This is a genomic window from Candidatus Bathyarchaeota archaeon, assembly GCA_018396705.1.
Taxonomy (GTDB): domain Archaea; phylum Thermoproteota; class Bathyarchaeia; order Bathyarchaeales; family Bathycorpusculaceae; genus DRVP01.
Window position 1 is genome coordinate 1 of sequence record JAGTQZ010000002.1, and the last position, 23,136, is coordinate 23,136.

The following is a 23,136-nucleotide window of genomic DNA, read 5'->3' on the forward strand; positions in this document are numbered from 1 at the left end:
GCATCAGCACAAACTTGATAGTATTAACAAACGTCATAACATCCATTCCAGCTCTAAAATGCAGAAGAAAACAAAGAACATGTCCCTATTCTAACAGTTAAAAATTGTCCCAAATTAAATTCTACACATCTCACATTTTTCTTTACCTAATCTCGAATTTTTTAAAGACTAAGTATTTAAAGGACTCCACGATTCTAACTGTGATTAACGCTGAAAAGCCCAGGGCAAAAAGAACTTGATCTGGTGAAAGTGAAGGGATTATTATGCCGTATATGCCTAGCAGTGTGAATCCAATTATTATGGCTGTAATAGATGCAATCAATCCTTTGCCGGGTTTTGAAGACCAGAAGTGTCTTCTTTCTCTTACGATGAAAACTCTAAATTGGCTATTAAAGACAAGCACCAGCATTATAAAAGTGCGTAGTCTTTCCCACTCCAGTCGGAAATAATTCTTTCCTATTATCATTGCAATGACGCTTTCAACAACCAAGAGTAAGCCAACTACAAGAGATGCTAATGTAATGTTTTTAACGTTCCATTTGTTTGGGTTACTTGTGTATTTTACGCTATCTGTTGCTAATGACATTGTTGAAAAATCGTTTGCAAAAATTAGCAGCGTCATACCTAATAGGCTGAGAACAATGTCATGTAACCAGAAAAATCCAAGCGTCAATAAAGTGACAAATTCTATCACTTTAGCAACCTTATTTATAACCCACGTTAGCATTCGCTGATATATCTGCCTGCTTATTTTTATTGCATTAACAATGACTTTCAGCCCTTGTTCGGTTAAAACTACGCTGGCTGAGGCTTTCGCCACATCTGTTGAGTTGCTTACCGCTGTTCCCATTTCCGCCTGCTTAAGCGCAGGCGCATCGTTAACTCCGTCACCAGTCATTCCAACCATGTGTCCATTTGACTGCAAAAGCTTCACTATTTCATATTTATCTTCAGGATATACTTCGGCGAAGCCATCATACTTCTCGACAATTTTTGCTCTCTCCGCCTCATTTAAGGCTTTAAGTTCAGCTATTGGAATGATCCTATTGCCGATTGAGGCTTGAGAAGCTATCTCTTTAGCAATGCTGATATTATCGCCTGTAAGCATCATGGGCTTTATGCCAAGCGCTTTAATCTTCTCCACCATTATTTTTGAATCTGGTCTTATAGGGTCAGCCAAAGCTAAGAGCCCCATAAACATGAGCCTATCAAAATCTTCTCCTTCCGATCTCGCCACCGCTAAAGTTCTATATCCCTTGTGTGATAACTCCTCTAACACTTTGCCTACTTCTTGTCGGATTTCACTTGCATTTTTGCATAAGTCTAAAATTATTTGGGGTGCGCCTTTAACGGCTTTAAAACGTATTCCTTTGCCCTCCACAACGGCTTCGGATCTTTTAATGGTCGGGTTAAAAGGCGTGAAGGAAACCCGTTTGTATGAGCTAAAATCAATGCCCAAAGAATTTGCGTAATTTATAACCGCTAAATCTATTGGATCTTTGCTTTCCTCTTCGGAAGCCAAACATGCTATTAACACTACATCTTCTTTTGTATACTTGAAAAATGGTATAACCTCAGCAACTGAAAGCTTATTCTGAGTTATTGTGCCTGTTTTATCCAAACAAACCACATCTATGGAAGCTGCATCCTCAATGGAGTCGAGACGAGTAACCAAGACTCCTTCCTTTGCGAGTTCCATAGCGCCAACCGCTTGAACTATAGTGAGCACAGCTGGTAACGCAACAGGAATAGCACCCATTAGAAAGATCACCGCGAACGTCAACATTGATAGAACGCCCATGTTTAACATCAAAGCATATACTGAAGTTAAAATCAACGCCACTATGCCAACATACATCATATATTTGGTAATAGACATCATTATTTCTTCTTGATGAGATTTCGGTTTTGCTGTTTTGACCAACTCAGCAGTTCTTCCAAAATATGTATTCATCCCAGTATTAACCACAACACATTTAGCTTCGCCTCTCGTCACTATGGAACTCGAGTAGACGATGTCGGAAGGGTTCAAATTAACTGGTAAAGATTCTCCTGTCAAAGCTGATTGGTCAACATAAAGTTCGCCGCTCACTATTTTGGCATCTGCGGGCACCAGATCGCCAAGTCCTACCAGTATAATGTCTCCTGGAACAATTTCTTTAGCGTCTTTCACTATCCATTTTCCTTCACGCAACACCTTCGCTTTTACTGCTAGCCTCTTTTTCAAAAACTCCAGCACTTTTTGCGAGCGATGCGAATGTATGAAGCCTATGACAACATTTATGGTAAGTAAAACAAAAATTATGACTGCTTCAAGGTAATGACCGAGAACACATGAGAGGATTATGGCTAGTTCCAGTAGCCAAGGCATGGGACCCCAATAACGCTTAAAAAAATCTATAAAGGGATTTTTCTTTTCTTCCGTTATCTCATTATATCCAAACTTTTCTAATCGATTTTTTGCTTCAGCCTCTGTAAGCCCATGCACAGATGCCTCTAACAATTTGAACGTTTCTTCGATGGAAACATGCTTAAAGTCCGATGTACTCTTTATCTTGCTAGCCATATTCCCTGGAATCAGTAAGCGACAGTTGCATTATAAACGTTTAATGTCTCTTAACAGAATTTTAGGTCTATGAGGCAGTGGTTCCAAGAATAAAGAGGACCAGCGCGATTTGTGAAATTACTTTTCTTGCATGAGGACCTAAGCTTTAAAATCTCAATCAACCAACCTTTCCTTTGATATAGTTAATAATTTAATGCTGTCACAAAGGGAAAGCTTTATGAGATTTAGTGAGGGAATTTTGTGATTTTTGTTTCGAAGCGTCAGTTTTCTTGATGAATCGTAAAATTAAGTAATATGATTGCACTTTTGTTCTTTGAAATGTCAGGAAATAAGGAAATTAGAGGCAAAACGTTGAAGGTTTACTTGTATTTGCTTAAGCATGGGCCATGTGAACTTAGAGATGTTCAGCGTGGGCTTGACTTTTCTTCAGCGTCTCTTGCTTCATATCATTTGGGTAAACTTTTGGAATTTGGGCTGGCTGGTCAAGATGAGTATGGGAGATATTATGCGGTTAAGGAGGCGTCTGAAAGGATTCTTGAAGGCTACTCGAAAATTGGGCCTGCTGTAGTGCCGCAGCTGTTTTTCTTCTCTTTATTCTTCACCATTCTCGTGGTTTTCTTCTCGGCTACAACTTGGAGCGGGTTAAATTTTGTTCCTTACTTGATTGGCGTAAGTTTTGCGATGGTTGCTGTTTTGTGGTTTGAGACAATTAGGCTTTGGCGGCGGCTGGCGGTTTAACAAGTTACTTTTGCATACTTCTATGTTTAAAAACCTTTTAAAATTGCTTTCAAACGTTTTTAAAAAACTTTAAAAAATGTAGGTTTTAATTTGTCGCTATTTTATTCCCATGCAGAAGGAAGGAAAGTGCATGTATCGAAGATGGACTTTTAAGTACGGTTCAGCCGCAATAATAGCTGCTGTTATCGTTATTGCTTTGTCTTTGTTTGCGAACTTGCCCAACATGCCTTATATTCCAAAAGTTGAAGGAGCCACTCTTGCTGTTTTGCTGACTGATCCGCCGACGGTTCCTGCGGGAACAACTCAACTCAATTTGACCTACACAGATGTCTCGCTCCACGTTATCTATCCTAATGGCAGTGACGAATGGGTTCCGGTTAGCGCTTCAGGCACAGTGAACCTGTTTTCGCTCGTCAACATGACGCAGACCCTTGCCACCATAACTATACCAGTAAATTCAACAGTGGACAAAGTTAAATTTAACATTGAGAATGTCAAGGCAGTAATCAACGAACAAACTTACAATGTTACATCCCTGTCTGACACTTTTGTCGTCAAGATCTTGAATGGTAAAGTCAACCAAACTCTTTTAGGAGTGCTAATTGACTTTAACCCGACACTTGTTCAGATACAAGCGTTAGACGAAAACGATACAACAGTGTACTATTATGTGCTTGTACCAAGCGCAAAGGCTATCATTGTACATGAGTTAACTGCAGCCCACCTTAAAGTTGGAACTATTATCGAGATTGGCGAAAACAATAAAGTACGACTTGTGCGTGTTATAGAGGACTTTTCAAGAAACCTCACAATTGTTTCGGCTTCACTCACAGTGGACGGTAACGTTACGAGTCTTTCGGTAACATTAAAGAATGAAGGAAATATTGCCTTCAGAATTTTCGGGCTTACTTTACATGGCATATTTAACACAACGATGAAGTGGTGCTTCAATGGTTTTGGGCATGGTTGGCAGTGTAGGTGCAAGACAGGGGTTTTCCCTCAAACCATTCCTTTCAAAGTGAACGATACATCACTAATTCCGCTTTACGGAAACTTCCCTGAGAAAGGTGAACTTGTCAAGCCGTTTTCGTCATTAACCATAGAACCCGGAGAAACTGTCAAGTTGAATTTCACAGGTGTTATTGCACTCTACACCTGCTGGAAGCATGATAAATATCCACTGTTTACAGTAACTCCCATAATCGGCAATGAATACACGATAAGACTAATGGGTGAAGGATTCCAATCCTACACTGTTACAGCAACTTTGCCTTAACACTCCCATTTTCCCTTCTTTTTAAATTAAAGTTTCAGAAAAGTTTAGAATTGCAGAAACTACCGTTCTATATGTGAGGCAGAAGCAATGAAAGAGCTACAACGAGTAGGAATCCCATGATCATGGACGCGACGACTAGTAGGCTTCTAGACTTATGTTGAAGTTCAGGGACAAGATCAACAGCTGAAACATAGATGAAAGTTCCGGCGCTGAGTCCTAAACCTAGCGGGATCAGGATGTTGCCCAAATTTATTAAAAAGAGACTCGCAAAGATTCCAAGTGGCGTGTCGACTGCCGTAGCAAAAACAGAAAGAATCGCTTGCTTCTTGCTTTCCATTGAACTCAGGGCTAGTGAGAGGGCGGCGAAAGAATCTGGAATCTGGTGTATCGCAATTGCAAACGTGATGATAGTTCCGACTTCGGCCCCTGCTGAGAAGCTTACTGGAATTACGAAACCATCCATAAAACCGTGAAACGTTAGAGCGCTCACACCTATTAGGCCATGGTTTGGATCAATCGGTTTGCCGTGTATGTGAAAGTGGCCACCATGAATCTCCTCCGTGGCCAAAAGATATCTCTCAACAAAAAGTAGGATGAAGAAGCCAAGGGCAACGCCGAAACTCACATATAATGAGGGCAACGACATTTCCCTTGCAGCATCAAACGCTTCAGGAAGTATGTCTACGAAAGTAACAGCCCCCAGTATGCCAGCGCTGAAGCCCAACATCAGATGCAGTACACGCTCATTTATCTGGACCTTAAATAATGGAAGTAGCGCTATCGTAAGAGGCGTCACAAAGGTGACTGCAGCCCAGAAAACCAAATTTAAAATGTTGGAAACCAAATAAACCACTTCCTAGGTTAGGCGGATTAAGCAAGACTAATGATAGGATCAATCTTACCCAATAATAAGCCTATCGCAAAATTCTTTTCTGTAAGAGCCATCGTTTTACCGTTAGCTCTTGTTTTCTCGCTGCTTTAATTGTTCTTCATGAATTATCCCCAGTTTTCTAAGCATTTTCAATGTTGCCTTTTCAACATCCACCAGTATGAAGATTGCCGTTACAACAATGCCTACAGTCGCTGAAAATATCCACGTGTTTCTCCCAAAAGCCTCTGCGGCGAAGGGGGCTATCGCGTAGCCTATGAATGCTGAGGGCACAGTTATCACCAGTTTACCTATGAAGTAAGTTATGGCGAACCATACGACGTTTGCTCCGCTTAACCCCATAGGTATAACAACCCATTCGTCAGGTATTGGCGTTGCAGCCGCAACAATGTTCATAATATACATGGCTAACCTGCCATACTTTCCTATGTTTCTTTTAACGCGTCTTTTTCTATCAACGATTCTGCCTAAGCCGTAAGAGGCTACGAAGTGCACTGTTTTAGCTGATGTCGCACCGATTGCAACAGCTAATCCTATAGCCAACCTATCCATCTCTGGAAAACTTATGGCAATGAGCATTGCCTCTAGAGCATTTGACGGCGAAGCAAATGGGACTAAACTAACAGCAAACGTGAACACAAATATTCCAATAAAGCCCAATGAGCTTACAAGCCCATAGAAACCTGTAAGGTCCATACAATCACCAAGGCATCTCCATATCTTCTTTAGTTGGATGAGCTGCATATGCAGCAGCAATTTTTAATAGTTATTATGTTTCTTTTATGGATTATTCTTGGAAGGGGTTTGTTTGGCGGTGATTCTTGATGTATGTGAGGTTAAAAAGAGTTATCGCATTGGTAAGGTTACCGTTCAAGCTTTGAGAGGCGTCAGTTTCTGTGTTGGGGAGGGCGAGTTTCTGGCCGTTTTAGGCCCTTCTGGCAGTGGGAAATCTACTCTTTTGCATCTTATTGGATGTTTGGATCGGCCTGATGATGGAGAAATTATAATTGAGGGGAGAAACGTCCTTAAACTAAGTGATGACGAATTAGCCGACCTTCGCCTCAAAAAGATAGGTTTTGTTTTTCAGTTTTTCAACTTGCTGCCTAGATTAACAGCTTTCGAGAATGTTAAACTGCCACTGGTGCTGGCTGGAGCCTCCGAAAAGGAGTCTTATGAGAAAGCTAAAGAACTTTTGGAACTGGTGGGGCTTGGAGAACGTCTAAATCATAGGCCTTCAGAGTTGAGTGGTGGAGAACAGCAAAGGGTGGCCATCGCCAGAGCTTTGGTTAACAATCCAAAATTGGTTTTGGCTGACGAGCCAACTGGCAATTTGGATACTAAGTCAGGCTGGGAAATAGTTAATTTGATGAGAAGATTGAACGAGGAGATGAAGCAAACGTTTATTGTGGTTACCCATGACCCTCAAATAGCAGAGGTTGCGGATAGAATAATCTACCTTAGAGACGGCCTGATTGAAGGAGTAAAAAGCGTCTTAAGGTGAGAAAACGTTGAAGCCGAGCAAGATGTTAAGCATGGCTTGGCTAAACCTGAAACAGAGAAAACTGAGGACAGCCCTCACCACTCTAAGTGTTGTGATAGGTATCACAACGATTATAGCTGTAGCTTCCCTGGGCGAAGGCTTCAGGGGAGAAATTAGACAAAGAATGGAGCAAGGCTTCGAACTCGACGTCCTAATAGTTTTCCCTGGAAGCTTTGCAGCTGGACTGCGGGAGGGCTTCAGTCAAGCAGACATCGATTATGTAAAGGGGATAGAAAATGTAACTTTTGCAACCCCCCTCATAACCATACCCTTAACAGAAGACATAAAACTGTGCAATGAGACAGGCGTCAAACTAGGTGCCTTCACAGTTGGCGGTGTAAACTTCACGGAGATGAGGGAAATGCTTCCACAGAGATTCAAACTGATGAATGGAAACTTCCCTGCGGAGAATGAGACGGGAAAGATTGTTCTGGGCTACAAGGCAGGCATCGTGAACGAAACAGTGATTGCAGGTGTGGGCGATAATGTATCACTAATTATGGCCTCTGGAACTTTACAATTAAATTTTGCGGTTTCAGGGGTTCTTGCAAAAGGAGGCACCTCCAGCATAACAAACTTTGACTATTGGGCATTCATTTCCATTGAGGATGCCCGTAAAATAGTTCATAATAAGGATAAGCCATACCAAATAATCCTAGTGAAGGTTTCCAGCGTTCAGAAAGCGGAAAATGTTGCAAAGGAGATTGAGAAACATTTCCCACCTTACTCTGTTACTGTTTTTGTTCCTGTAGCTTTTGCACGGCAAGTTGACAGCATATTAAATCTGGTTCAAATGTTTCTTGTTGCCATAGGATCCATCTCGCTTCTCGTGGCTGGAGTCGGTATAATGAACATTATGACGGTGGCTGTCATGGAGAGAACCCGTGAAATTGGAATATTAAAGGCTGTGGGAGCCAAAAATCGCACCGTGTTAGGTATGTTTCTGGCGGAGGCTCTATTGATAGGTATTATTGGAGGCTTGATCGGGGAATTCACAGGATACCTTTTTTCATACGGTTTAGCTCTAGCATTGAACAGCTTCTTGCAGCCTGCCGGTATTGGGGTAATGGAACGACCAGACACCCAACGAATAGGAATGACTCCAGCATTCTCGCCCGCCTGGATGGTAACTGCCATTTTATTCGCCATAACTATCTGCATAGTTTTTGGCCTGTATCCAGCAAGAAAAGCTGCAAAACTGAACCCTGTTGAAGCTTTACGTTATGAATAAGCCTCTAACAAGATATTTATAGGCTGTGGTTTACACGCTAAACCAGCCCCGCTGGAAACTTGTGCTCAATCCATTTAAGGCAACTAGCCCACAAGTTGGCGGTCAGTTCTAGGAGTAGCCATTTTAAGTTTTAGAAACTGGTTAATGGTTAAGCTGAAGCTTTCAGTCTCGCGAAAGAACTCAGATACTTTAGAAAGTAGGATTCAAGGACGCTTGGAAAGAAAAGAAGAATGAGATTTATCACAAAATATCATCATGATGGACATTTTAGAAAGTATGAAATCAGAAGTTACGAAATAAATTAATAGAGTTAAATTGGAAGTTTGCCATTCTATTCTTTTAGTGTCTCCTAACAGAAAACTAAAAATAAAACTGTAGGATATTTTTGCATAAATTTTATATTTCTTGTCGACGAACTACCGCTGTGGGATTAATGTGGTGGAGTATAAGTGGGAGTGCACACGTTGTAGGATGATTATTACTACGTCTAGCGCATTTCCTCCGGATAAAAAGGCTGGAGGCCCTTGTCCACGAAATTCTCGCGGAGAACATAGTTGGATTAGGAGGTAAGCTTCGCTTTCTAAATGTGCTTTAATGCTCTTATTTTTGATAGTCGTTTTTGTGTTTAAATTAGCCATTAAAAGTCTGCAGCATTTTCTCCAAACCGTTGCTAACTGGATACTTTACGCACTCAGATGGTTTGTTAAACTCGCTTTAAATTCTAGGAATTAATTAGGGCAGCAAGATTAAAATAGAAAATTTCATTTGTTATTCTGGCTGAGGAATATGGGCGAATATATAATTTTTAAGCAAAATGATGGAGAGATGAAGAAGATTATGCCTTCCGAATATGATGAAGAGGGTTTGCTTCAGCGTTTGATTAAAGATTATCCAACATTGCTTCCCAGCATTTTTTCTGAAAGGATATTCACGTTAACTGACGAATATCCAACCTCAGTGGGAAACGTTGATATTTTGTGCATAGATGATGATGGAAGGATTTATATTGTTGAAACTAAGTTGCAGAAAAATTCTGATAGAAGGACGGTCATAGCGCAGCTCCTAGATTATGCAGCTCAGATGGGAAAGGAATCATTTGACGCCTTTCAAAGTAAAATTAAAGAGAGAACTGGGAAAAACCTAGATGAAATTTTAGGAGACCTTGGAGAAAGTGTCGAAATTTTGGATAGGGTGAAGCAAAACTTAGCGGAGAAGAATTTTGTTCTCGTAGTTGCGATGGATAATATCGAACCAAGGTTAAAGGATACGATCATTCACTTGAACAGAGATTGGGAGATGGATATATTTGGAATTGAGCTCAACAGATATTGTGTTGAAGGCGGAGGCGAAGTTTTCGTGCCTGTTGTGGTTCCTCCACCAGATATGCCACGACCACAAAGGCCAAGGAAGCCACAAATAAATTTCGATGAAGTAATCAAAAAATACAGAGAAAAAGGGTTAGAGGCTGAAATCCTTGAGATTCGAAGAATTTTTGAAAGAATGGAAGAACAGGATGAGGCGGTGCAAGTAAAGCCTTATCCCACTTCCATAGTGCTGGATATTGGAGAGAAACAAATTCAGGTGGCTATAAATAGTGATCCTGAACGCGACCACGGCGTATGGGTTTATAATCCATCATTATATGAGAAAGTCTACGAGCTAGGAAAAACGTTAGGCCTACAAGTAAAAAGGGGAACAAGCCCCAACTTTCTCAAAGTGATACAATTCAACGGCATAGAAGGGATAAAAAGCGTTTCGGGCAAAATGCAAAATCTAATAGAGCGATTAATTGAAATAGTTAAGGGGACGTAAAGATACTCACTCACCAAAGAAATCTAGAACTAAAAATGCAGACTTGAGTTATTCAAAAATATTCTGTTAATCATCGATAACGGAACTATTCTGATAGGAGAAGTAAGTGTTATTAGGATGTGTTTGTATTCGTTTATTTGGGTGGTTTTTTGGGTGAAACGGTTTTGGAGAAGGTTGAGGAAATAGGTAGGAAGCTTGATGAGTTAAGGGATTTTCTTGAGGATGTTTTTCTAACTGCTGAGGAGTGCGTGTTGCTTAAAGAGGTTGATGAGATAATCAAGAAGAAGCGTTTTAACGAGTTGAAATCTCTCGATGAAGTTTAGAGTTCTCCTCCATAAAAAGGCAGATGAGTTTTTAAAGAGAATTACCCTCGAAGACAAACAACACATAGTTGACAAGCTCAGACAGCTGGAGGATTTCCCAGCCGTCAAACTTGACATAGTTAAAATTGCAGGCGAGGCAAACACCTTCAGGCTACGCGTAGGAAAATACCGAGCACTATTCAAGGTCTACGAGCAAGAAAAAATAATAGTCGTCGCCAAAATAGACACCAGAAAAAAGATTTATCAATAGCAACCTAATTCAAAGATTCCATCATGAACGTTGGGACATAATACATCAAATTGTAAACCAACATTTTCGATTAGTTGCAGATAACAGAAAAGTTTGCGTAGGATGGTGTCAGTTTGACTCCTTCTTTCTCTTCCCTACGTATTCTTCCAGTATTTGATTTACTGTTTTGTAGTCTTTTTTCCATCTTTTAGGCAGAGAAGATTTTTCTATCTCCTTTATGTACCATCTTCTCTTTCTGTCATAGTGTATGATTAATGTGAAGCCTGCTGATAGGGTGAAAAAGCCAGCGATGGTTAAGATTAACCCTATATAGGCTGAGGATCCTTGCGCGGTGTATGGAAATATAAGGAGCCAGTTAGGCTCCTTTGCAACAAGGATTACCACAATTAAGCCACCAACTAAGAGGTTCACTCCCAAAATAGTCATTAGAAAGGCTAATATCTCGTTGTGGGCGTTTTCCTCAGCTTTCCTATGCATCCAATCTTCCATCGACAATGGGCATCGCCATGCTGTTAACCATAGAAAGCATGTTCAAACTTAACGTAAAGCTTATTCCTAAATAATTATTAGAAATACACTTCCAAAACAACTTCACAATTCTCCCTCAATGCTTTTTTATCAGGATTTTTCGTGAAGGTAGTACACTTACGAACTGCCACCCTTCCGCTAAGTACTTCTCAAGCTCCTTCTCGTGTATTATCCTTTGGGGGTTATGTTTTCCTTCTCTAAGCTTTTTCAGTTCTTTTTCGTAGAGCTCGAGTTCCTCATCCTTGCTTAGTTCTCTTCCAATCTGCCTTTCCTTTGCAACCTTAACGTCAAGCAAGTCTATTCCCAGTAGGCTTTTAGCCATGCTTTTCAAAGCTTCGATCTTGGCTTCCTTAATTATGCTTGACTGTTCTAGGGGCTGGGTTGCCGTGCTTAGGAAGGGCTCGCATTCTTTGTAGGCTTTGCGCATGTCCTCGATCATGTCTGGCGGCAGTACGCCTTTGTTTGTGCTGTATCTGGCTTCTATGTCGCCCTTATGCCCCATTATAAACTGGAGGTAGGGATGGCTTATTTTTCCCTTTGACTCGGCTATTATCATGTTTGTGTCGCAGTAAGCCCTCAGCACATAAGGCCTCCACTTGAAGCCGGCCCTCAAAATGGCTTCGCGAATATCCCTCGTCACTAAGGTTGTCCTCAAAAACCTGTTCTTTTTAACCCCTCTAGGATCAAATCCCAGCAACGGAGAATCCTTACTCAACTCTTCATCTTGCTTAACCCTCTCCTCCAAATACTCCTTAATGTAGGTTATAGTTTGTTGCGGAATAAATGTGAAGTATTGATGTCTTGCCTTGCTGAGGCTTTTCCTTATTACGAGCATTGATGGAATTTTGTTGAATTCTATGCCGTCTTTGTGGATTTCCGCTTCAACAAAGTCTCCAAGCTTCAAGCCGTCGCTTCCATCATAATTTCCGATTGATTCCGGCCTTAACCCGCTGAAAGCCAGAAGGGCGATTGAAACCCTTCCTCTAGGAGTAGCCATTCTGAGGATTCTGTCCAGCTCTTCCTTGTTTGGCACACGCTCATTAGCTATTCTCGGTGTATCAGATTCGCCCCTGATGTTGACCTTAAGCTTAACATTGATTCCGTTGTAAGAAAGCCAGCTGTTAAGAACCTTCTTAAACCTTGACAAATAGGAGCCAGCCTTACCATCACGCTCCAAACGCCTAATAAAATCGGTAAAGTCGTCCCTGAAAGCCTTAGTCCTAGCAACCTTAAGAATCGCTTTAGGGTCAGTCTTATTCAGCTCACAGTAAAATCCAAGCGTTCTAAGGTACACCGTGGCGGTCACGATGGATTTGGCTGCCAAATTATCGAACCAGCGCCTAACATCCGCATCCCCAAGCAAATGCGCGTACTTAGCCTTCATACTCCATCAATTATGGAAAGGTATGTTCCAATATTTAAGGATTCACTTAAAAATTTAAGTGGGCCGGACCGGATTTGAACCGGTGACCTTCCGCACGTCAAGCGGATGTCCTAACCGAGCTAGACTACCGGCCCAACTTTCTCTCTGAAAAGAAAGTCGATTAAAAAATTTAGAGCTTTCGGTTTTCACGGTTTTAGAAAATTAGTAGTGTGTTTGTTTGTTGATCGTTTATTTAAAATCAGAAGAAGGTAAATATTTAAAGTTTCAATCTGTATGTGATAGGAGACTATTTGCCGGGATGGCGGAGTGGATAACGCGCAGGCCTTGAGAGCCTGTGGCCTTTCGGGGCCGCGTGGGTTCGAATCCCACTCCCGGCGCTCTTATAACCTCCTAATGTTTTAGCCTCTTTTTGGTTTTCAAGGGCTAAAATAACGCGTTTTCTATATAAAGTTCAACCAAAATTTTAAAATTTTTTCATCATAACCACAAATGAAATGTCGCTATTGTATCTGTTTGAAAAGTAAGGCTCTGACGGGCTTTTAAGTTAGGATCCAAAAAAGTTTTAAGTTTTGCTGTTAACTTTTTGTTGTACGATGATGATATCGAGGTACGCTGAATGGTGATTGGTTTTTCCGCTTCTGAGTAAGAGGGAGGCAAATGATCATAGATGTTAATTATTATTACTTGTTTCTAAGAGGTAAAAAGGGGGTGGATAGCATTAGGTTTCCGACGGTCCAGTGACATACGCCCATATACTTACTAAAACTAGTGTTAGGAATGCACCTGCAAGCCCTGAAAGCATGTACCTTGTAAGCACACCCAGTGACGGTAATAGTGCAATAAGCGCCGGAATCACGTAGGTGGCTGTTATATCAGCTATGATACCTGCAAAGAATCCAAGAAGCCCAACGAACACGAAAATCTTTAATCTTTCACCCATTCGTTCCACCTAGCCTAGAATTGATTTATAAGGCTCTTTTTAGTCTAACTTACAAGTTTTTGTTTATTCCGTCGAAAACAGCAAATAGTTCTTTTCACTAGAAAATTAAAGCTCAAAACTGTTTCAGTCTACATGTATATCTCTACATATATACGTGAATATTTCTGGCATATTAACAAGGTATAAGATTTCCATAAGCCCTTAGCCTTCGCTCGGAGGAATCCAGATTGTCTGAAAGATTTAGTAAACGATGGGATGAAAGACGTGACGAGCAACCGCTTACAGAGCGCATTAAGGAGGCTGTGAGGCCTCCCGGCCCTTTAAAGCCGAGACTTGACATGGCCATCCGTCGCATAGAGCTCCAGATCCAGAAGCTGGATCAAGCTAGCGAAAGGTTCAGTCAGAGAGACAAGTCCATATTTGCTAGGATCGTAGACGCCTACACAAAGCATGATATGGCAAGGGCCAACGTTTTCGCCAACGAACTTGCAGAAATAAGGAAAATGGAAAAAATGATAATGCAGGCTAGGCTTGCCCTTGAACAAATCGTCTTAAGGTTACGAACTGTATCGGAACTTGGAGACGTTGTTTCAACTTTAGGCCCGGCTGTCAGCGTATTAAGAGCCGTGAAAACTGGAATGGCTAACATCTTCCCAGAAGCCGAGAGGGAGCTGGGGCTGATCGGCAACCTGCTCAGCGGAATAATAGTGGAGGCCGGACAAAGTACAGGATTATCCATAAACTTTGAAACAGCCAACGAGGACGCTCAGAAAATTCTCACGGAAGCGGCTGCAGTTGCTGAACAGAGAATCAAGGAGAAGTTTCCAGAACTTCCAGCCGGAATACCGCAAGTGCCACTGCCTGAAAAATCCCCAACAGAAACATCCTAATAAAATGGAGGAGTACCTATGCTGCAAAATCCCAACATTTTTTTATCCCTTGGAAAACCCGTTAAAGACGAGTACGGCCGTTTGATTGGAGAAATCGCCTCCTTTGCTGTTAAGCCTAACGGCGGGGTTGAGCACGTTTATATAAGGCGCAGCGACGGAAACTTCGTTAAATATCCTGCCTCAAATATAAAATTTGATGGTTCAGAAGTAATCTATCTCTCAGACATAAAAGCCGAAACAACCGTCTTTTGCAATCAAATCCCACTCATATGGCGTAAAGACCAAGCCTTGAAAGAGCTTTATGCGAAAAAGAAAATTTCACCGGAAGTTTACGAAGACCTACATAGCAGTTTTGAAGGCGCCCTAAACCAGCTTAAAACAGAAGCCCAAAACCTCCTAGTAAAGATAGACAAAGAAATTGAAAGATGCGATAATGAAATTAAAGAGCTTAACTACGCCTTAGTCCATTTAGAAGTGGAGCATGAAATAGGCGAAATAGATGAGTCCTCTTATCATGCTGCCTTTTCAACAATACAAGAATGTTTGAAACGGGCTAACTCGGAAAAGGCTGACCTTGAAGGTTTGAGAAGTAAGCTCTCAAACATTCTTTTAGGCGAGACTGTTCATGAGCCTTTAGCTAAAGAAACAGCTGAGGCCCCAGCTCCTGTCACACCAAGTCTTCCAGAACCCCCTGTCATAGTTTATGTGAAGGAAGCAGGCGAATCGAGCATCTAGACTTCCAACGTAGCGGGCGGAGGGAACTGAAATCAAGAATCCTTTTGTGACATCCCCTCCACCACTACGAGAAGTCTTAACTCGGTCAGTGTATAAGCTGCGGGTTCAACAGCAAAAAGTTGTCCAGGCTTCTTTAAGGCTTAAGGAAAGAGATAAAACCCTTTTCCAGATATGTGTAAACGCTTTAAAAGCAAACAATCGTGAAAAAGCCACCATATGCGCCAACGAATTGGCGGAAGTCCGCAGATTAATAAGTTTTCTTCAGCAAGTTGAACTTGCCCTTGAAAGGGTTATTCTACGCCTAGAAACAGTGCGAGAATTAAGCGAAATAGTCATAGACCTAAAACCCGCATTGAAAACTCTTCAAAGCGTTTCTAGACAACTATCTGCAATACTGCCTGAAGTTTCCTCTGAAATAAGCGAAATCAACAATGTTATAGGCGAAACAATCTATTCAACCAAGCTTTCCACGGAAGAAGTTGTAATACCCGTAGATAGGGTCACACCCGCTGGAGAGCAGATCCTAAACGAGGTTGCAACCCTACTTGAAAGAAAGGTTGCTGAAAAACTTCCAGAACCGCCCGCTACGTTGGAAGCGCGCAAGCTTAAAGAAGCTAAAGCTGAAATCAAGCAGATGGTAGCCATAGCAACTTCTTGCTCCCAAGCTGTAGATAACGAAACAATTGAGGAGGGTGAACACAGCTCCGAAAATCTGATCTCCATTAGGAAGGCGGAGATTCAGGAAATCAGTCTAAAGGTTGGCAATTCTTCTCTTGAAGAAGCCCTCTTAGACTATGTTAGGCAAAGTGGCGGCGAAATAGACCTAATTCGCTGTTCCCGCGATTTGGGGGTTTCTTATGAAGAGGTGGAGAGGGCTCTTCAAAGTTTGGGAGCCAAAGGTAAGGTGAAAATTGAAGTTAAAAGGTGAAGCCAATGGAAGCTTCACAGGAACTTGAAAGGTCAGCTACAAACTACGCTATGGAGGCTGTTCGTCTTGACAAGCAAGGTGCGAAGGGTATGGCTATAACCATGTACCAGAAAGCCATAGAAACACTATTGAAGCTTGTGCAATTATACCCCGACTACAGCCTAAACAAAGTTTACATTCAAAGAGCTATAGCCTACCAAGAGAGGATAAAAGTGTTACAGGGAGCCATTGCCCCTTCTGGACCGCAAATAGAGTCAAAAAGTGTTGAAGGAGCAAAACTAGGTGAAGAAAAAAAGGCCAGCTACGAAGACTTGATCATTAAGGAGAAGCCGAACGTTCGATGGGAGGAAGTGATAGGTCTTGACACTGCAAAAAAGGCGATTAAAGAAGCTATAATCTATCCGGTTCAAAGACCCGACTTGTTCCCCCTAGGCTGGCCTAGGGGCATATTGCTTTTCGGTCCACCTGGTTGTGGAAAAACTTTGTTAGCTGCTGCAGCCGCTACTGAAATTGACGCTGTATTTATTTCAGTGGACGCTGCTTCTATAATGTCTAAGTGGTTGGGTGAAGCGGAGCAGAATGTCGCTCGTCTCTTCGAATCCGCACGGAAATCTGCTTTAGAAGATAAGAAGCCTGCCATAATTTTCATAGATGAGCTGGACTCTCTCATGGGTAAACACTCCAATGAAGTTGGCGGTGAAGTTCGTGTAAGAAACCAGTTCTTGAAGGAAATGGATGGCATAATTGATAAGGGCAAGAACCTCCACGTCTATGTTATCGGTGCAACAAACAAGCCTTGGGACTTGGATTGGCCGTTCATTAGACGCTTCCAGAAACGTATTCTCGTGCCCCTTCCGGATCATCATGCCCGCTTAATGATGTTTAAACATTACACAAGCCATCTAACTTTGGCTCCAGACGTGGATCTCCACGAGTTGGCAAGACTTTCCGAAGGCTTTTCTGGAAGCGACATAAAAGACGTCTGCCAAGCAGCTCACTTAAAGGTTATAGGCGAATTCTTTGAGTCTGGACAAGCTGCCAATAAGCTTGCAAAACCTAGAGCTTTAAGAATGAGTGATTTCAGGCAAATCTTGGAAGAGCGGAAGCCAAGTGTTTCCCTTGATATGTTAACTCTTTACAACCGCTGGTTCGAAGCCTTCAAAGCCCTTTAAAAGGAGCGTCCTTCAAGTGGAAAGGTTTGGAGAACTTTGGCTCTTCTCTATTTTTTGCAAGCTCTCCTTTCTCCCCTTCTCCCCCTACGGAATCTCCAAACCCCACAAATGTTGGAAGGGCGCTCTTTAAATAAGTTCAGCCTAACCTCCTCTCTTTTTCTTATAAACTCTTCGGCTGTCGCAGACAACAAAAGATGTGTGGAGGTTTTACTTAATCATCTCCTCGTCGAATATTGCTTTGAAGGTTTCCTTGCTTAGATGTAGCTTTTCTGAGAGGTTCTTAACCCACCTTATATAGCTTCTGAAAATGTTTTGAAGGATTTCCACTTTCTCCTTGTCTGAAAGCTCTTTCTCCTCAGCTATTAATAGGGCGAACCATTTGCCAATATCCGACAGTCTGTAGGCTTTAACCCATACTGTTCGCCCTTCATGCTCAGCTTTCTCCATGCTTTCTGCTAAAACACCAAGCTCTGTCAAAGTTTTAAGATTCTCTATTATTGTTTTGTTGGAGTAGGCTAACCTCTTAACAAGGTCTTTCTGGTAAATTTTGTTGGCTATCCCTTGTCTAAGAAAGAATCTTAAAATTTCGAGGGAGGCCTTTGAACCGAAAATCGCGCTTAAAATTTTGTCTTTCTGTTCTGCTGGTAGGAAAACAACGTATGGATGAGATTCTGAATGAAAATCCAAACTGTACTCCCTCTAAAATCATTTGGGATTAGTCGTCTAATATTGCTTTTCCTCATCGCTAGACTTTTAAACAGCCTGTTAAAAGTGTATCAAAGGTGTTCAGAAACGGCTGACTGGAAACCTTTAGACGGCGACACTTTCATAACGCGGGAAGGCTTCATCTTAAACGTTTTTGGGTATGAGCATCCAGAAAACCGTGTTTTTGCTTTCCTGAAATATATTCCATCCCGTTTCAAAGAGCTTTTCCATGTTCGCATGTTAGAGAGAACTTGGCGGCTTGGTGGCGCGGAGCTTTTTCGGGCTGAAAAACTTTACACGGCCAAAAACTATCAGACCTTCCTTGAAGTTTTCCGAAAAAATTTTTCAGAATACGTTTACTACTGCCCTTTTAGGCGAAAAGAGGTCATCAGCGCTCCTCTGGATCATGTTGTTGAGGTTTTTGTTCCAAGAGATCGCTTAAAAGCCTTAATGGAAGCCAGGGAAAAAGATGAATTGCAAGAGTTAACCCTCGAGTTTGTCCGCCTTGTCTCCGACGAGGCTAAAGTACCGCTTGAAGATTTTGGGGTTCATGGTTCTATAGCTCTAAACATGCATTCAGTAGAATCAGACATAGACATAGTGGTTTACGGAAGCCGAAACTTCCGTCGTGTCGAAACAGCTATCGAGAAACTTGTCCAAGAAGGCGTATTAACCTACATTTTTAACAATCGTTTAGATGCTGCAAGGCGGTTTAAGGGACGATTCAAAAACAAGATTTTCATGTATAACGCTGTCCGCAATCCAGAAGAAGTCACAGCCAAATACGGAGAATTCCGGTATATGCCTATAACTCCGGTAAAATTAAAGTGCAAGGTTAAAGACGACAGCGAAGCCATGTTCCGTCCAGCCGTCTACAAAATTGAGGGTGTTTCACTGCTTGATGGCTTCACGCTTTCAAGGGAAATGGCTCCCGAAGTTGTTGTATCTATGATTGGATGCTACAGAAACGTTGCTAAAAAAGGACAGTGCATAGAAGTTTCCGGAATGCTTGAATGCGTGGAGAACATAACGACCGGCAAGGTCACTTATCAAGTTGTTGTCGGCTCTGCGGAAAGCGAGGAAGAATATATTTGGCCAATCCAGCTGAATTAAGGCTTAGAGACCGCGATGCTATAGTCACACGGGAAGGCCTGATCTTCCGTGTTTTCGGCTACGTGCATCCATCGGAAAGCTACATTTGTGACTTAGAGTATGCGCCCGCATCTCTCTTTAAGTCCACTAACCCAAAAGCCTACCGGACAGATGGCAGACATGTCTTCTACAAGTTTTACGAAGATGAGGGCTGGCATTTTATCCAAAAACGTTTTCCACAACACATGGTTCTCTACAAGCCGCTGGGCAAAAAGGTTGTAGGCATCAATAAAGAAGACATCATTGAAATCCGCAAGCCGGAACATGCACTAAAAAGGTTAGCGGAAAGGAAGCCAAGAGACGAGTTGCTTATGGCATTGCAGAAGGTTTTAGATGCCACCGTTTTTTCTCTTGGGCTTTGCTTGGATGATTTCGGGGTTTTCGGCTCACTGCTTCATGGTTTTTACCATCCGAAGTTTTCAGATATAGATATAGTAGTTTATGGCAGAGAAAATCTAAAGAAAATTCGTAAAATTCTCCATGATCTGTACAGTGATGGCGACTCATGTTTTTCCAACGAGTTTATCGACAACTCAGCCATTCAAGGAAAGGTTTGGCGCTACAAAAATCTGACACCCCAAGAATTTGTTTGGCATCAACAGCGCAAATTAATTTATGGAGTTTTTCACGACGAGGCTTCTGGACGCAGCATAAAAGTCGAGTTTGAACCAGTGAAAAGCTGGAGCGAAATTCAAGGCGATTACAGTGAAACCAGAAAAATTGAGTGGGTGAGCTGGGTTAAAGCAGTCCTACGGATAAAAGATGATTCAGAAGCCCCTTACATGCCGTCAGTCTACCAAGTTGAGCCGATCCAAATCTTAGATGGACCACATGTTGGTAACTTGGAAAGAGTTGTCTCCTACCTTGAAGAGTTTAGAATGCAGGCGTGGAAGGGCGAAACTGTCTATGTGGAGGGAAACCTTGAAAAAGTTGAAACACAAAACGGTGATTGCTTCCACCAGATAACCTTGACCTACGGTCCACGTTACTATGAGCAAGTTATTAAAAAGGCTTCAGATAAAAGTCTGGCATAAGTGATGTAAGCCATGCCTTCACGTTTACCTTAATGCGCTATTCCGTCAAGGACTTGTTAGGAATTTAACCTCTTAAGAACCATGAAGTCTGAGGGCCTATTTCCAATTAGCAGCCTAAAATGTTCACTGTTGCTTCTGCAGTCTGTCACATGTTCAATTTTGCCTTGCGCTACAATTGTTTCGCTTTTTCTGGCTTGTTCACAGAATCTGCCCCGAAAAGAAACTATTTCATTTATTGGTTGAAGTTTTGGCCCTTCAATAATTTTGACAGCTTCAATCTTATATGTGCATGGTGTAAAAATGGCTTCTGAATCATCTACAACTAAGGCTTCAATCTTTGCGTAGCCACAGTTCTTATAGTGGACATCTCCATATCTTTCATCTATTTCGTCAAAATCCTTCACGAAACGGATGAAAAAGTCCCTTCCCATAAACTTTCCCTGAAAACTTTTTCTGGATTCCACCATTATGAAGTCTTCGAAATTCATGAAGGTGTCTCTCGAACGGAAATCGAAAAGCTTCCGCAAATCCTCGAGGCTATAAGACTGGAAAGGGGTGTCCTTTTCTTTTAGGAGTGTTTTCAAGGTTTCATGCACTTTTCGACAGTTTTCCACACCATAGACAATTGGGTCAATATCTGATGTTGCGGTGTGTAAGCTAGCCAAGACAGAACCGGAGACTCCAATTTTGCACCATGGCACGTTTGCTCTTTCCTTCAAAATTTCAACGCAATGGAGGGCCGCACTCTCTAGCTCGTCGAGATTTCGCTTCTTTCTAAGTTTTTCCAAAAAACTAATCGGATTGTAAACCCTTTTAACTTTGTTTAAGGAGACTTCGCAGATCTTTTCGTCGAAAACTGGGTCGTAGACAAGGTATTCCGGAAAATTTTTTTCAAGAAAAACAAAACGTTCTGATAGACTATATACTTTTTCGTATTTACGTATTCCAAGTTTACGGTGGCCCTTCGCGTCTGGTATGAAACGTGGAAAGGCCACAATCTTGTCTAATGGATGAACCAGCCCTTTCACGTCGAAAATTATGGATTCAATTGATTCTATTAGAAAACCTTCAATGGGCTGCATTTTCCTTCTTCAAAGCTTCTTTAGCATTTTCCTCTATTATAGACTTTTCAGCTATGATCCATTCTGTGTTCTTTAAAGCTCTAACAAGTGGAACCACGATTATTGTTGCAACTATGGCTTGGGCCAGTCTTATAGCCGGGTAGATGAACGGGCTTATGAGAAAGTAGAAACGGACAGCCTCTAAAGGAAGACTGAAAATGTATTCGTAAACTATTGGAAGGGCGAAGGCATTGCATCCCCACATGTTGTCTGCTTGATTTCCAATGAAGGTGAGTAGGAAAAACAGGACGGGGAGACCCTTTGGGCTGGAAAGGCGTTTAGCAAATTTCACAACTGGAAGAATTAGAAACAATGCAATCACTTTGTCCCAGAGAACCGCAGCTGGCACATAGTAAATTGGTATTGTATAGGCGTTTTCAGGACTAAATGGATCAAAAATTTGGCTATATCCAGTTAATGGTTGTGAGGGAGGCGAAAGAAGGAACACTAAAATTAACACTCCGAAAACGGCGAAAGCCCAGCGCCACTTTCTGTAATAAATTAAACCGACTACTAGGGCATTTATGGGAGGAGACAAAAGAAAAGGAGCACCAAACGGACTTACGCTGCTTGGGGGTAAAATCCAAGACACAAATGCTCCTAGAAAAGCTGCAAAAGCGCCAAGATATGGACCTAAAATTATTCCGTAAACTGAGGCGATTAATGCTTCAAGTTTTATTTTTAGGTCCGGGAGCCCTATTGCAGGAATATATGGTGATACTAGAGATAAGATGTAGTAAAGGGCTGCGAAAATGGCTACCAACGCAATGTGTCGTGTTGAAATTTTCATTTAGAGACATCCTGTGTATTTTTGGTAATTGCTGTGTATTTTTTTACACAACACTAATAAGTCTTTCCGTGCAAAATGACTATAAAGGTGCATTAATTGCAAACCTTTGACTCTGATAAGGCTACACGCATTGCCCAATGTTTAGAACTAGCCATACTGTTGGAGGTTAGCGCCGACAAACCCGGAAACGTTAACCTTGTAGTAGGCTTCGAAGGCACTAATCATGTGCATTTCTTGACCTCAGCAGTTGCGGCAGCTCCCCTTTTTAGGCTAGCTGCTGAAAGGGGAATGCGTGCTTCTCGAGGCGAAATCAGCCTAAGCGAGGTTGGTGTTGGAACAATTATCCGCGATTGTATTGCAGAAATAAGTAGTTGGCAAAGTGGCGGAAACACTTTGCTCGGCACTGTTTTGTTGTTTGTGCCTTTAGCTGCAGCCGCTGGCATGACGCCGATGGAAAAAGGTGTATTTGAAATTCCAGAGTTGAGGCGGAACCTGAAATTAGTTGTAGAGGCAACGACGCCTGAAGATGCCGTCGCCGTCTATGAAGCGGTTAAAATTGCTAAGCCCAGCGGGCTTGGAAAGGCGCCGGACTTAGATGTTAATGATCCCACATCAATAGAGAGGATTCTTCATGAGCGAATTACCCTTTACAAGGTTTTCCAAATAGCGGCATCCTATGACATGGTTTGCTCGGAGTGGGTTAACAATTACCAGGTAACCTTTGACTTTGCCTATCCAAGCTTGGTGCGGTGGCTTAAAGAGGATGGTGATATAGGGAAGGCTGTGGTTCATGCTTTTCTTGAGGTTTTGGCAACATACCCTGATACATTTATTGCCAGGAAAGTTGGCATGCAGAAAGCCAGTGAAGTTTCAGCCATGGCTAAAGAAGTTCTGGAAAACGGCGGCTTAAAAACCTCTGTTGGAAAAGAGAAACTGCGACTGTTTGACGCTGTTTTACGGTTGGACGGCAACAACCTTAACCCAGGCACGACGGCTGATATAATTGCCACCGCTATTGCATTGGCAGTCCTTAACGGCTATAGGCCATAAAGGCCCTGCAATACAAGATAGGTTAGGTTCTATTGGCCGCTTCAGCGGCAAAAACAATGTTTTCTCGTGGCTTAGTGAAGGG

At 42.0% G+C, this 23,136-nt stretch carries 23 protein-coding genes and 2 tRNA genes; 15 read left to right on the plus strand and 10 right to left on the minus strand.

Annotated elements, in window-relative coordinates; all coding sequences use genetic code 11:
* Window positions 1-142: 142 nt before the first annotated feature.
* The gene (locus tag KEJ24_00790) at window positions 143-2,566 is read right to left on the minus strand and encodes a plasma-membrane proton-efflux P-type ATPase (GenBank protein ID MBS7646364.1); all 2,424 of its coding nucleotides are present in this window, start codon (window positions 2,564-2,566) and stop codon (window positions 143-145) included.
* Between the two features lie 318 nt (window positions 2,567-2,884).
* On the opposite strand from KEJ24_00790, the gene KEJ24_00795 reads away from it, so the two are divergent.
* Both KEJ24_00795 and KEJ24_00800 read left to right on the plus strand, forming a co-directional pair.
* Entirely contained in the window at window positions 2,885-3,304 is a 420-nt protein-coding gene (locus tag KEJ24_00795) for a hypothetical protein (protein MBS7646365.1), read from the plus strand.
* A gap of 109 nt (window positions 3,305-3,413) precedes the next feature.
* Window positions 3,414-4,580 (plus strand): hypothetical protein, encoded by a 1,167-nt coding sequence (locus KEJ24_00800; GenBank protein MBS7646366.1) that lies wholly within the window; start codon window positions 3,414-3,416, stop codon window positions 4,578-4,580.
* A gap of 67 nt (window positions 4,581-4,647) precedes the next feature.
* Here KEJ24_00800 and KEJ24_00805 read toward each other — a convergent pair whose 3' ends face one another.
* Window positions 4,648-5,424: a ZIP family metal transporter gene (locus tag KEJ24_00805; GenBank protein ID MBS7646367.1), complete on the minus strand. Its 777-nt coding sequence runs from the start codon at window positions 5,422-5,424 to the stop codon at window positions 4,648-4,650.
* A 111-nt stretch (window positions 5,425-5,535) separates the two neighbouring features.
* Complete coding sequence (locus KEJ24_00810) at window positions 5,536-6,165, minus strand: hypothetical protein (GenBank protein MBS7646368.1); 630 nt, start codon at window positions 6,163-6,165, stop codon at window positions 5,536-5,538.
* Window positions 6,166-6,286: 121 nt separating this feature from the next.
* On the opposite strand from KEJ24_00810, the gene KEJ24_00815 reads away from it, so the two are divergent.
* From KEJ24_00815 to KEJ24_00835, 5 genes are all read left to right on the plus strand, one after another.
* Window positions 6,287-6,970, plus strand: coding sequence for an ABC transporter ATP-binding protein (locus KEJ24_00815; GenBank protein MBS7646369.1), 684 nt, complete (start codon window positions 6,287-6,289; stop codon window positions 6,968-6,970).
* A 7-nt stretch (window positions 6,971-6,977) separates the two neighbouring features.
* Window positions 6,978-8,240, plus strand: a complete 1,263-nt coding sequence (locus KEJ24_00820; protein MBS7646370.1) for an ABC transporter permease — start codon at window positions 6,978-6,980, stop codon at window positions 8,238-8,240.
* Window positions 8,241-9,026: 786 nt separating this feature from the next.
* Window positions 9,027-10,052 (plus strand): hypothetical protein, encoded by a 1,026-nt coding sequence (locus KEJ24_00825; protein ID MBS7646371.1) that lies wholly within the window; start codon window positions 9,027-9,029, stop codon window positions 10,050-10,052.
* Window positions 10,053-10,201: 149 nt separating this feature from the next.
* Window positions 10,202-10,375 carry a hypothetical protein gene (locus tag KEJ24_00830; GenBank protein MBS7646372.1) on the plus strand — a complete coding sequence of 58 codons (174 nt, stop codon included), beginning with the start codon at window positions 10,202-10,204 and terminating at the stop codon, window positions 10,373-10,375.
* A complete protein-coding gene (locus KEJ24_00835) occupies window positions 10,365-10,625 on the plus strand; it encodes a type II toxin-antitoxin system RelE/ParE family toxin (protein ID MBS7646373.1) in 261 nt (86 codons plus the stop codon). Before KEJ24_00830 ends, KEJ24_00835 begins: the two co-directional genes overlap by 11 nt.
* Window positions 10,626-10,733: 108 nt before the next feature.
* On the opposite strand, the gene KEJ24_00840 is transcribed toward KEJ24_00835, so the two are convergent.
* The 3 genes from KEJ24_00840 to KEJ24_00850 all read right to left on the minus strand — a co-directional run bounded on the left by KEJ24_00840 (window position 10,734) and on the right by KEJ24_00850 (window position 12,671).
* Window positions 10,734-11,120: a hypothetical protein gene (locus KEJ24_00840; GenBank protein ID MBS7646374.1), complete on the minus strand. Its 387-nt coding sequence runs from the start codon at window positions 11,118-11,120 to the stop codon at window positions 10,734-10,736.
* Window positions 11,121-11,229: 109 nt separating this feature from the next.
* Window positions 11,230-12,537 (minus strand): site-specific integrase, encoded by a 1,308-nt coding sequence (locus KEJ24_00845; GenBank protein MBS7646375.1) that lies wholly within the window; start codon window positions 12,535-12,537, stop codon window positions 11,230-11,232.
* Between the two features lie 59 nt (window positions 12,538-12,596).
* Window positions 12,597-12,671: transfer RNA gene (locus tag KEJ24_00850), tRNA-Val, on the minus strand.
* Between the two features lie 158 nt (window positions 12,672-12,829).
* Here KEJ24_00850 and KEJ24_00855 point away from each other — a divergent pair.
* A tRNA-Ser gene (locus KEJ24_00855) sits at window positions 12,830-12,914 on the plus strand.
* Between the two features lie 341 nt (window positions 12,915-13,255).
* On the opposite strand, the gene KEJ24_00860 is transcribed toward KEJ24_00855, so the two are convergent.
* Entirely contained in the window at window positions 13,256-13,477 is a 222-nt protein-coding gene (locus tag KEJ24_00860) for a hypothetical protein (protein MBS7646376.1), read from the minus strand.
* A 227-nt stretch (window positions 13,478-13,704) separates the two neighbouring features.
* Between KEJ24_00860 and KEJ24_00865 the strand changes: the two genes are divergently transcribed.
* Genes KEJ24_00865 through KEJ24_00880 form a run of 4 tightly spaced genes read left to right on the plus strand, consistent with a single transcriptional unit; the run spans window position 13,705 to window position 17,202 of the window.
* Window positions 13,705-14,367: a Snf7 family protein gene (locus KEJ24_00865; protein MBS7646377.1), complete on the plus strand. Its 663-nt coding sequence runs from the start codon at window positions 13,705-13,707 to the stop codon at window positions 14,365-14,367.
* An 18-nt stretch (window positions 14,368-14,385) separates the two neighbouring features.
* Complete coding sequence (locus tag KEJ24_00870) at window positions 14,386-15,102, plus strand: CdvA-like protein (protein ID MBS7646378.1); 717 nt, start codon at window positions 14,386-14,388, stop codon at window positions 15,100-15,102.
* A 46-nt stretch (window positions 15,103-15,148) separates the two neighbouring features.
* Window positions 15,149-16,030 (plus strand): Snf7 family protein, encoded by an 882-nt coding sequence (locus KEJ24_00875; protein ID MBS7646379.1) that lies wholly within the window; start codon window positions 15,149-15,151, stop codon window positions 16,028-16,030.
* Window positions 16,031-16,035: 5 nt separating this feature from the next.
* Window positions 16,036-17,202 carry an AAA family ATPase gene (locus tag KEJ24_00880; GenBank protein MBS7646380.1) on the plus strand — a complete coding sequence of 389 codons (1,167 nt, stop codon included), beginning with the start codon at window positions 16,036-16,038 and terminating at the stop codon, window positions 17,200-17,202.
* A 207-nt stretch (window positions 17,203-17,409) separates the two neighbouring features.
* Here the strand turns inward: KEJ24_00880 and KEJ24_00885 are convergent, their stop codons facing one another.
* Window positions 17,410-17,889 carry a hypothetical protein gene (locus KEJ24_00885; protein MBS7646381.1) on the minus strand — a complete coding sequence of 160 codons (480 nt, stop codon included), beginning with the start codon at window positions 17,887-17,889 and terminating at the stop codon, window positions 17,410-17,412.
* Here KEJ24_00885 and KEJ24_00890 point away from each other — a divergent pair.
* Window positions 17,878-19,020 carry a nucleotidyltransferase domain-containing protein gene (locus tag KEJ24_00890; GenBank protein MBS7646382.1) on the plus strand — a complete coding sequence of 381 codons (1,143 nt, stop codon included), beginning with the start codon at window positions 17,878-17,880 and terminating at the stop codon, window positions 19,018-19,020. The two genes, KEJ24_00885 and KEJ24_00890, sit on opposite strands and share 12 nt — an antisense overlap.
* Entirely contained in the window at window positions 18,999-20,093 is a 1,095-nt protein-coding gene (locus KEJ24_00895; GenBank protein ID MBS7646383.1) for a nucleotidyltransferase domain-containing protein, read from the plus strand. Before KEJ24_00890 ends, KEJ24_00895 begins: the two co-directional genes overlap by 22 nt.
* Window positions 20,094-20,149: 56 nt before the next feature.
* Here the strand turns inward: KEJ24_00895 and KEJ24_00900 are convergent, their stop codons facing one another.
* Together KEJ24_00900 and KEJ24_00905 are read right to left on the minus strand one after the other, a co-directional pair.
* Window positions 20,150-21,175 (minus strand): hypothetical protein, encoded by a 1,026-nt coding sequence (locus tag KEJ24_00900; GenBank protein ID MBS7646384.1) that lies wholly within the window; start codon window positions 21,173-21,175, stop codon window positions 20,150-20,152.
* Window positions 21,162-22,004: an ECF transporter S component gene (locus KEJ24_00905; protein MBS7646385.1), complete on the minus strand. Its 843-nt coding sequence runs from the start codon at window positions 22,002-22,004 to the stop codon at window positions 21,162-21,164. The genes KEJ24_00900 and KEJ24_00905 overlap by 14 nt, the downstream gene beginning before the upstream one ends.
* Window positions 22,005-22,100: 96 nt before the next feature.
* Here KEJ24_00905 and KEJ24_00910 point away from each other — a divergent pair, with 96 nt between their 5' ends.
* A complete protein-coding gene (locus KEJ24_00910; GenBank protein MBS7646386.1) occupies window positions 22,101-23,054 on the plus strand; it encodes a triphosphoribosyl-dephospho-CoA synthase in 954 nt (317 codons plus the stop codon).
* The last annotated feature ends 82 nt before the right edge of the window (window positions 23,055-23,136 follow it).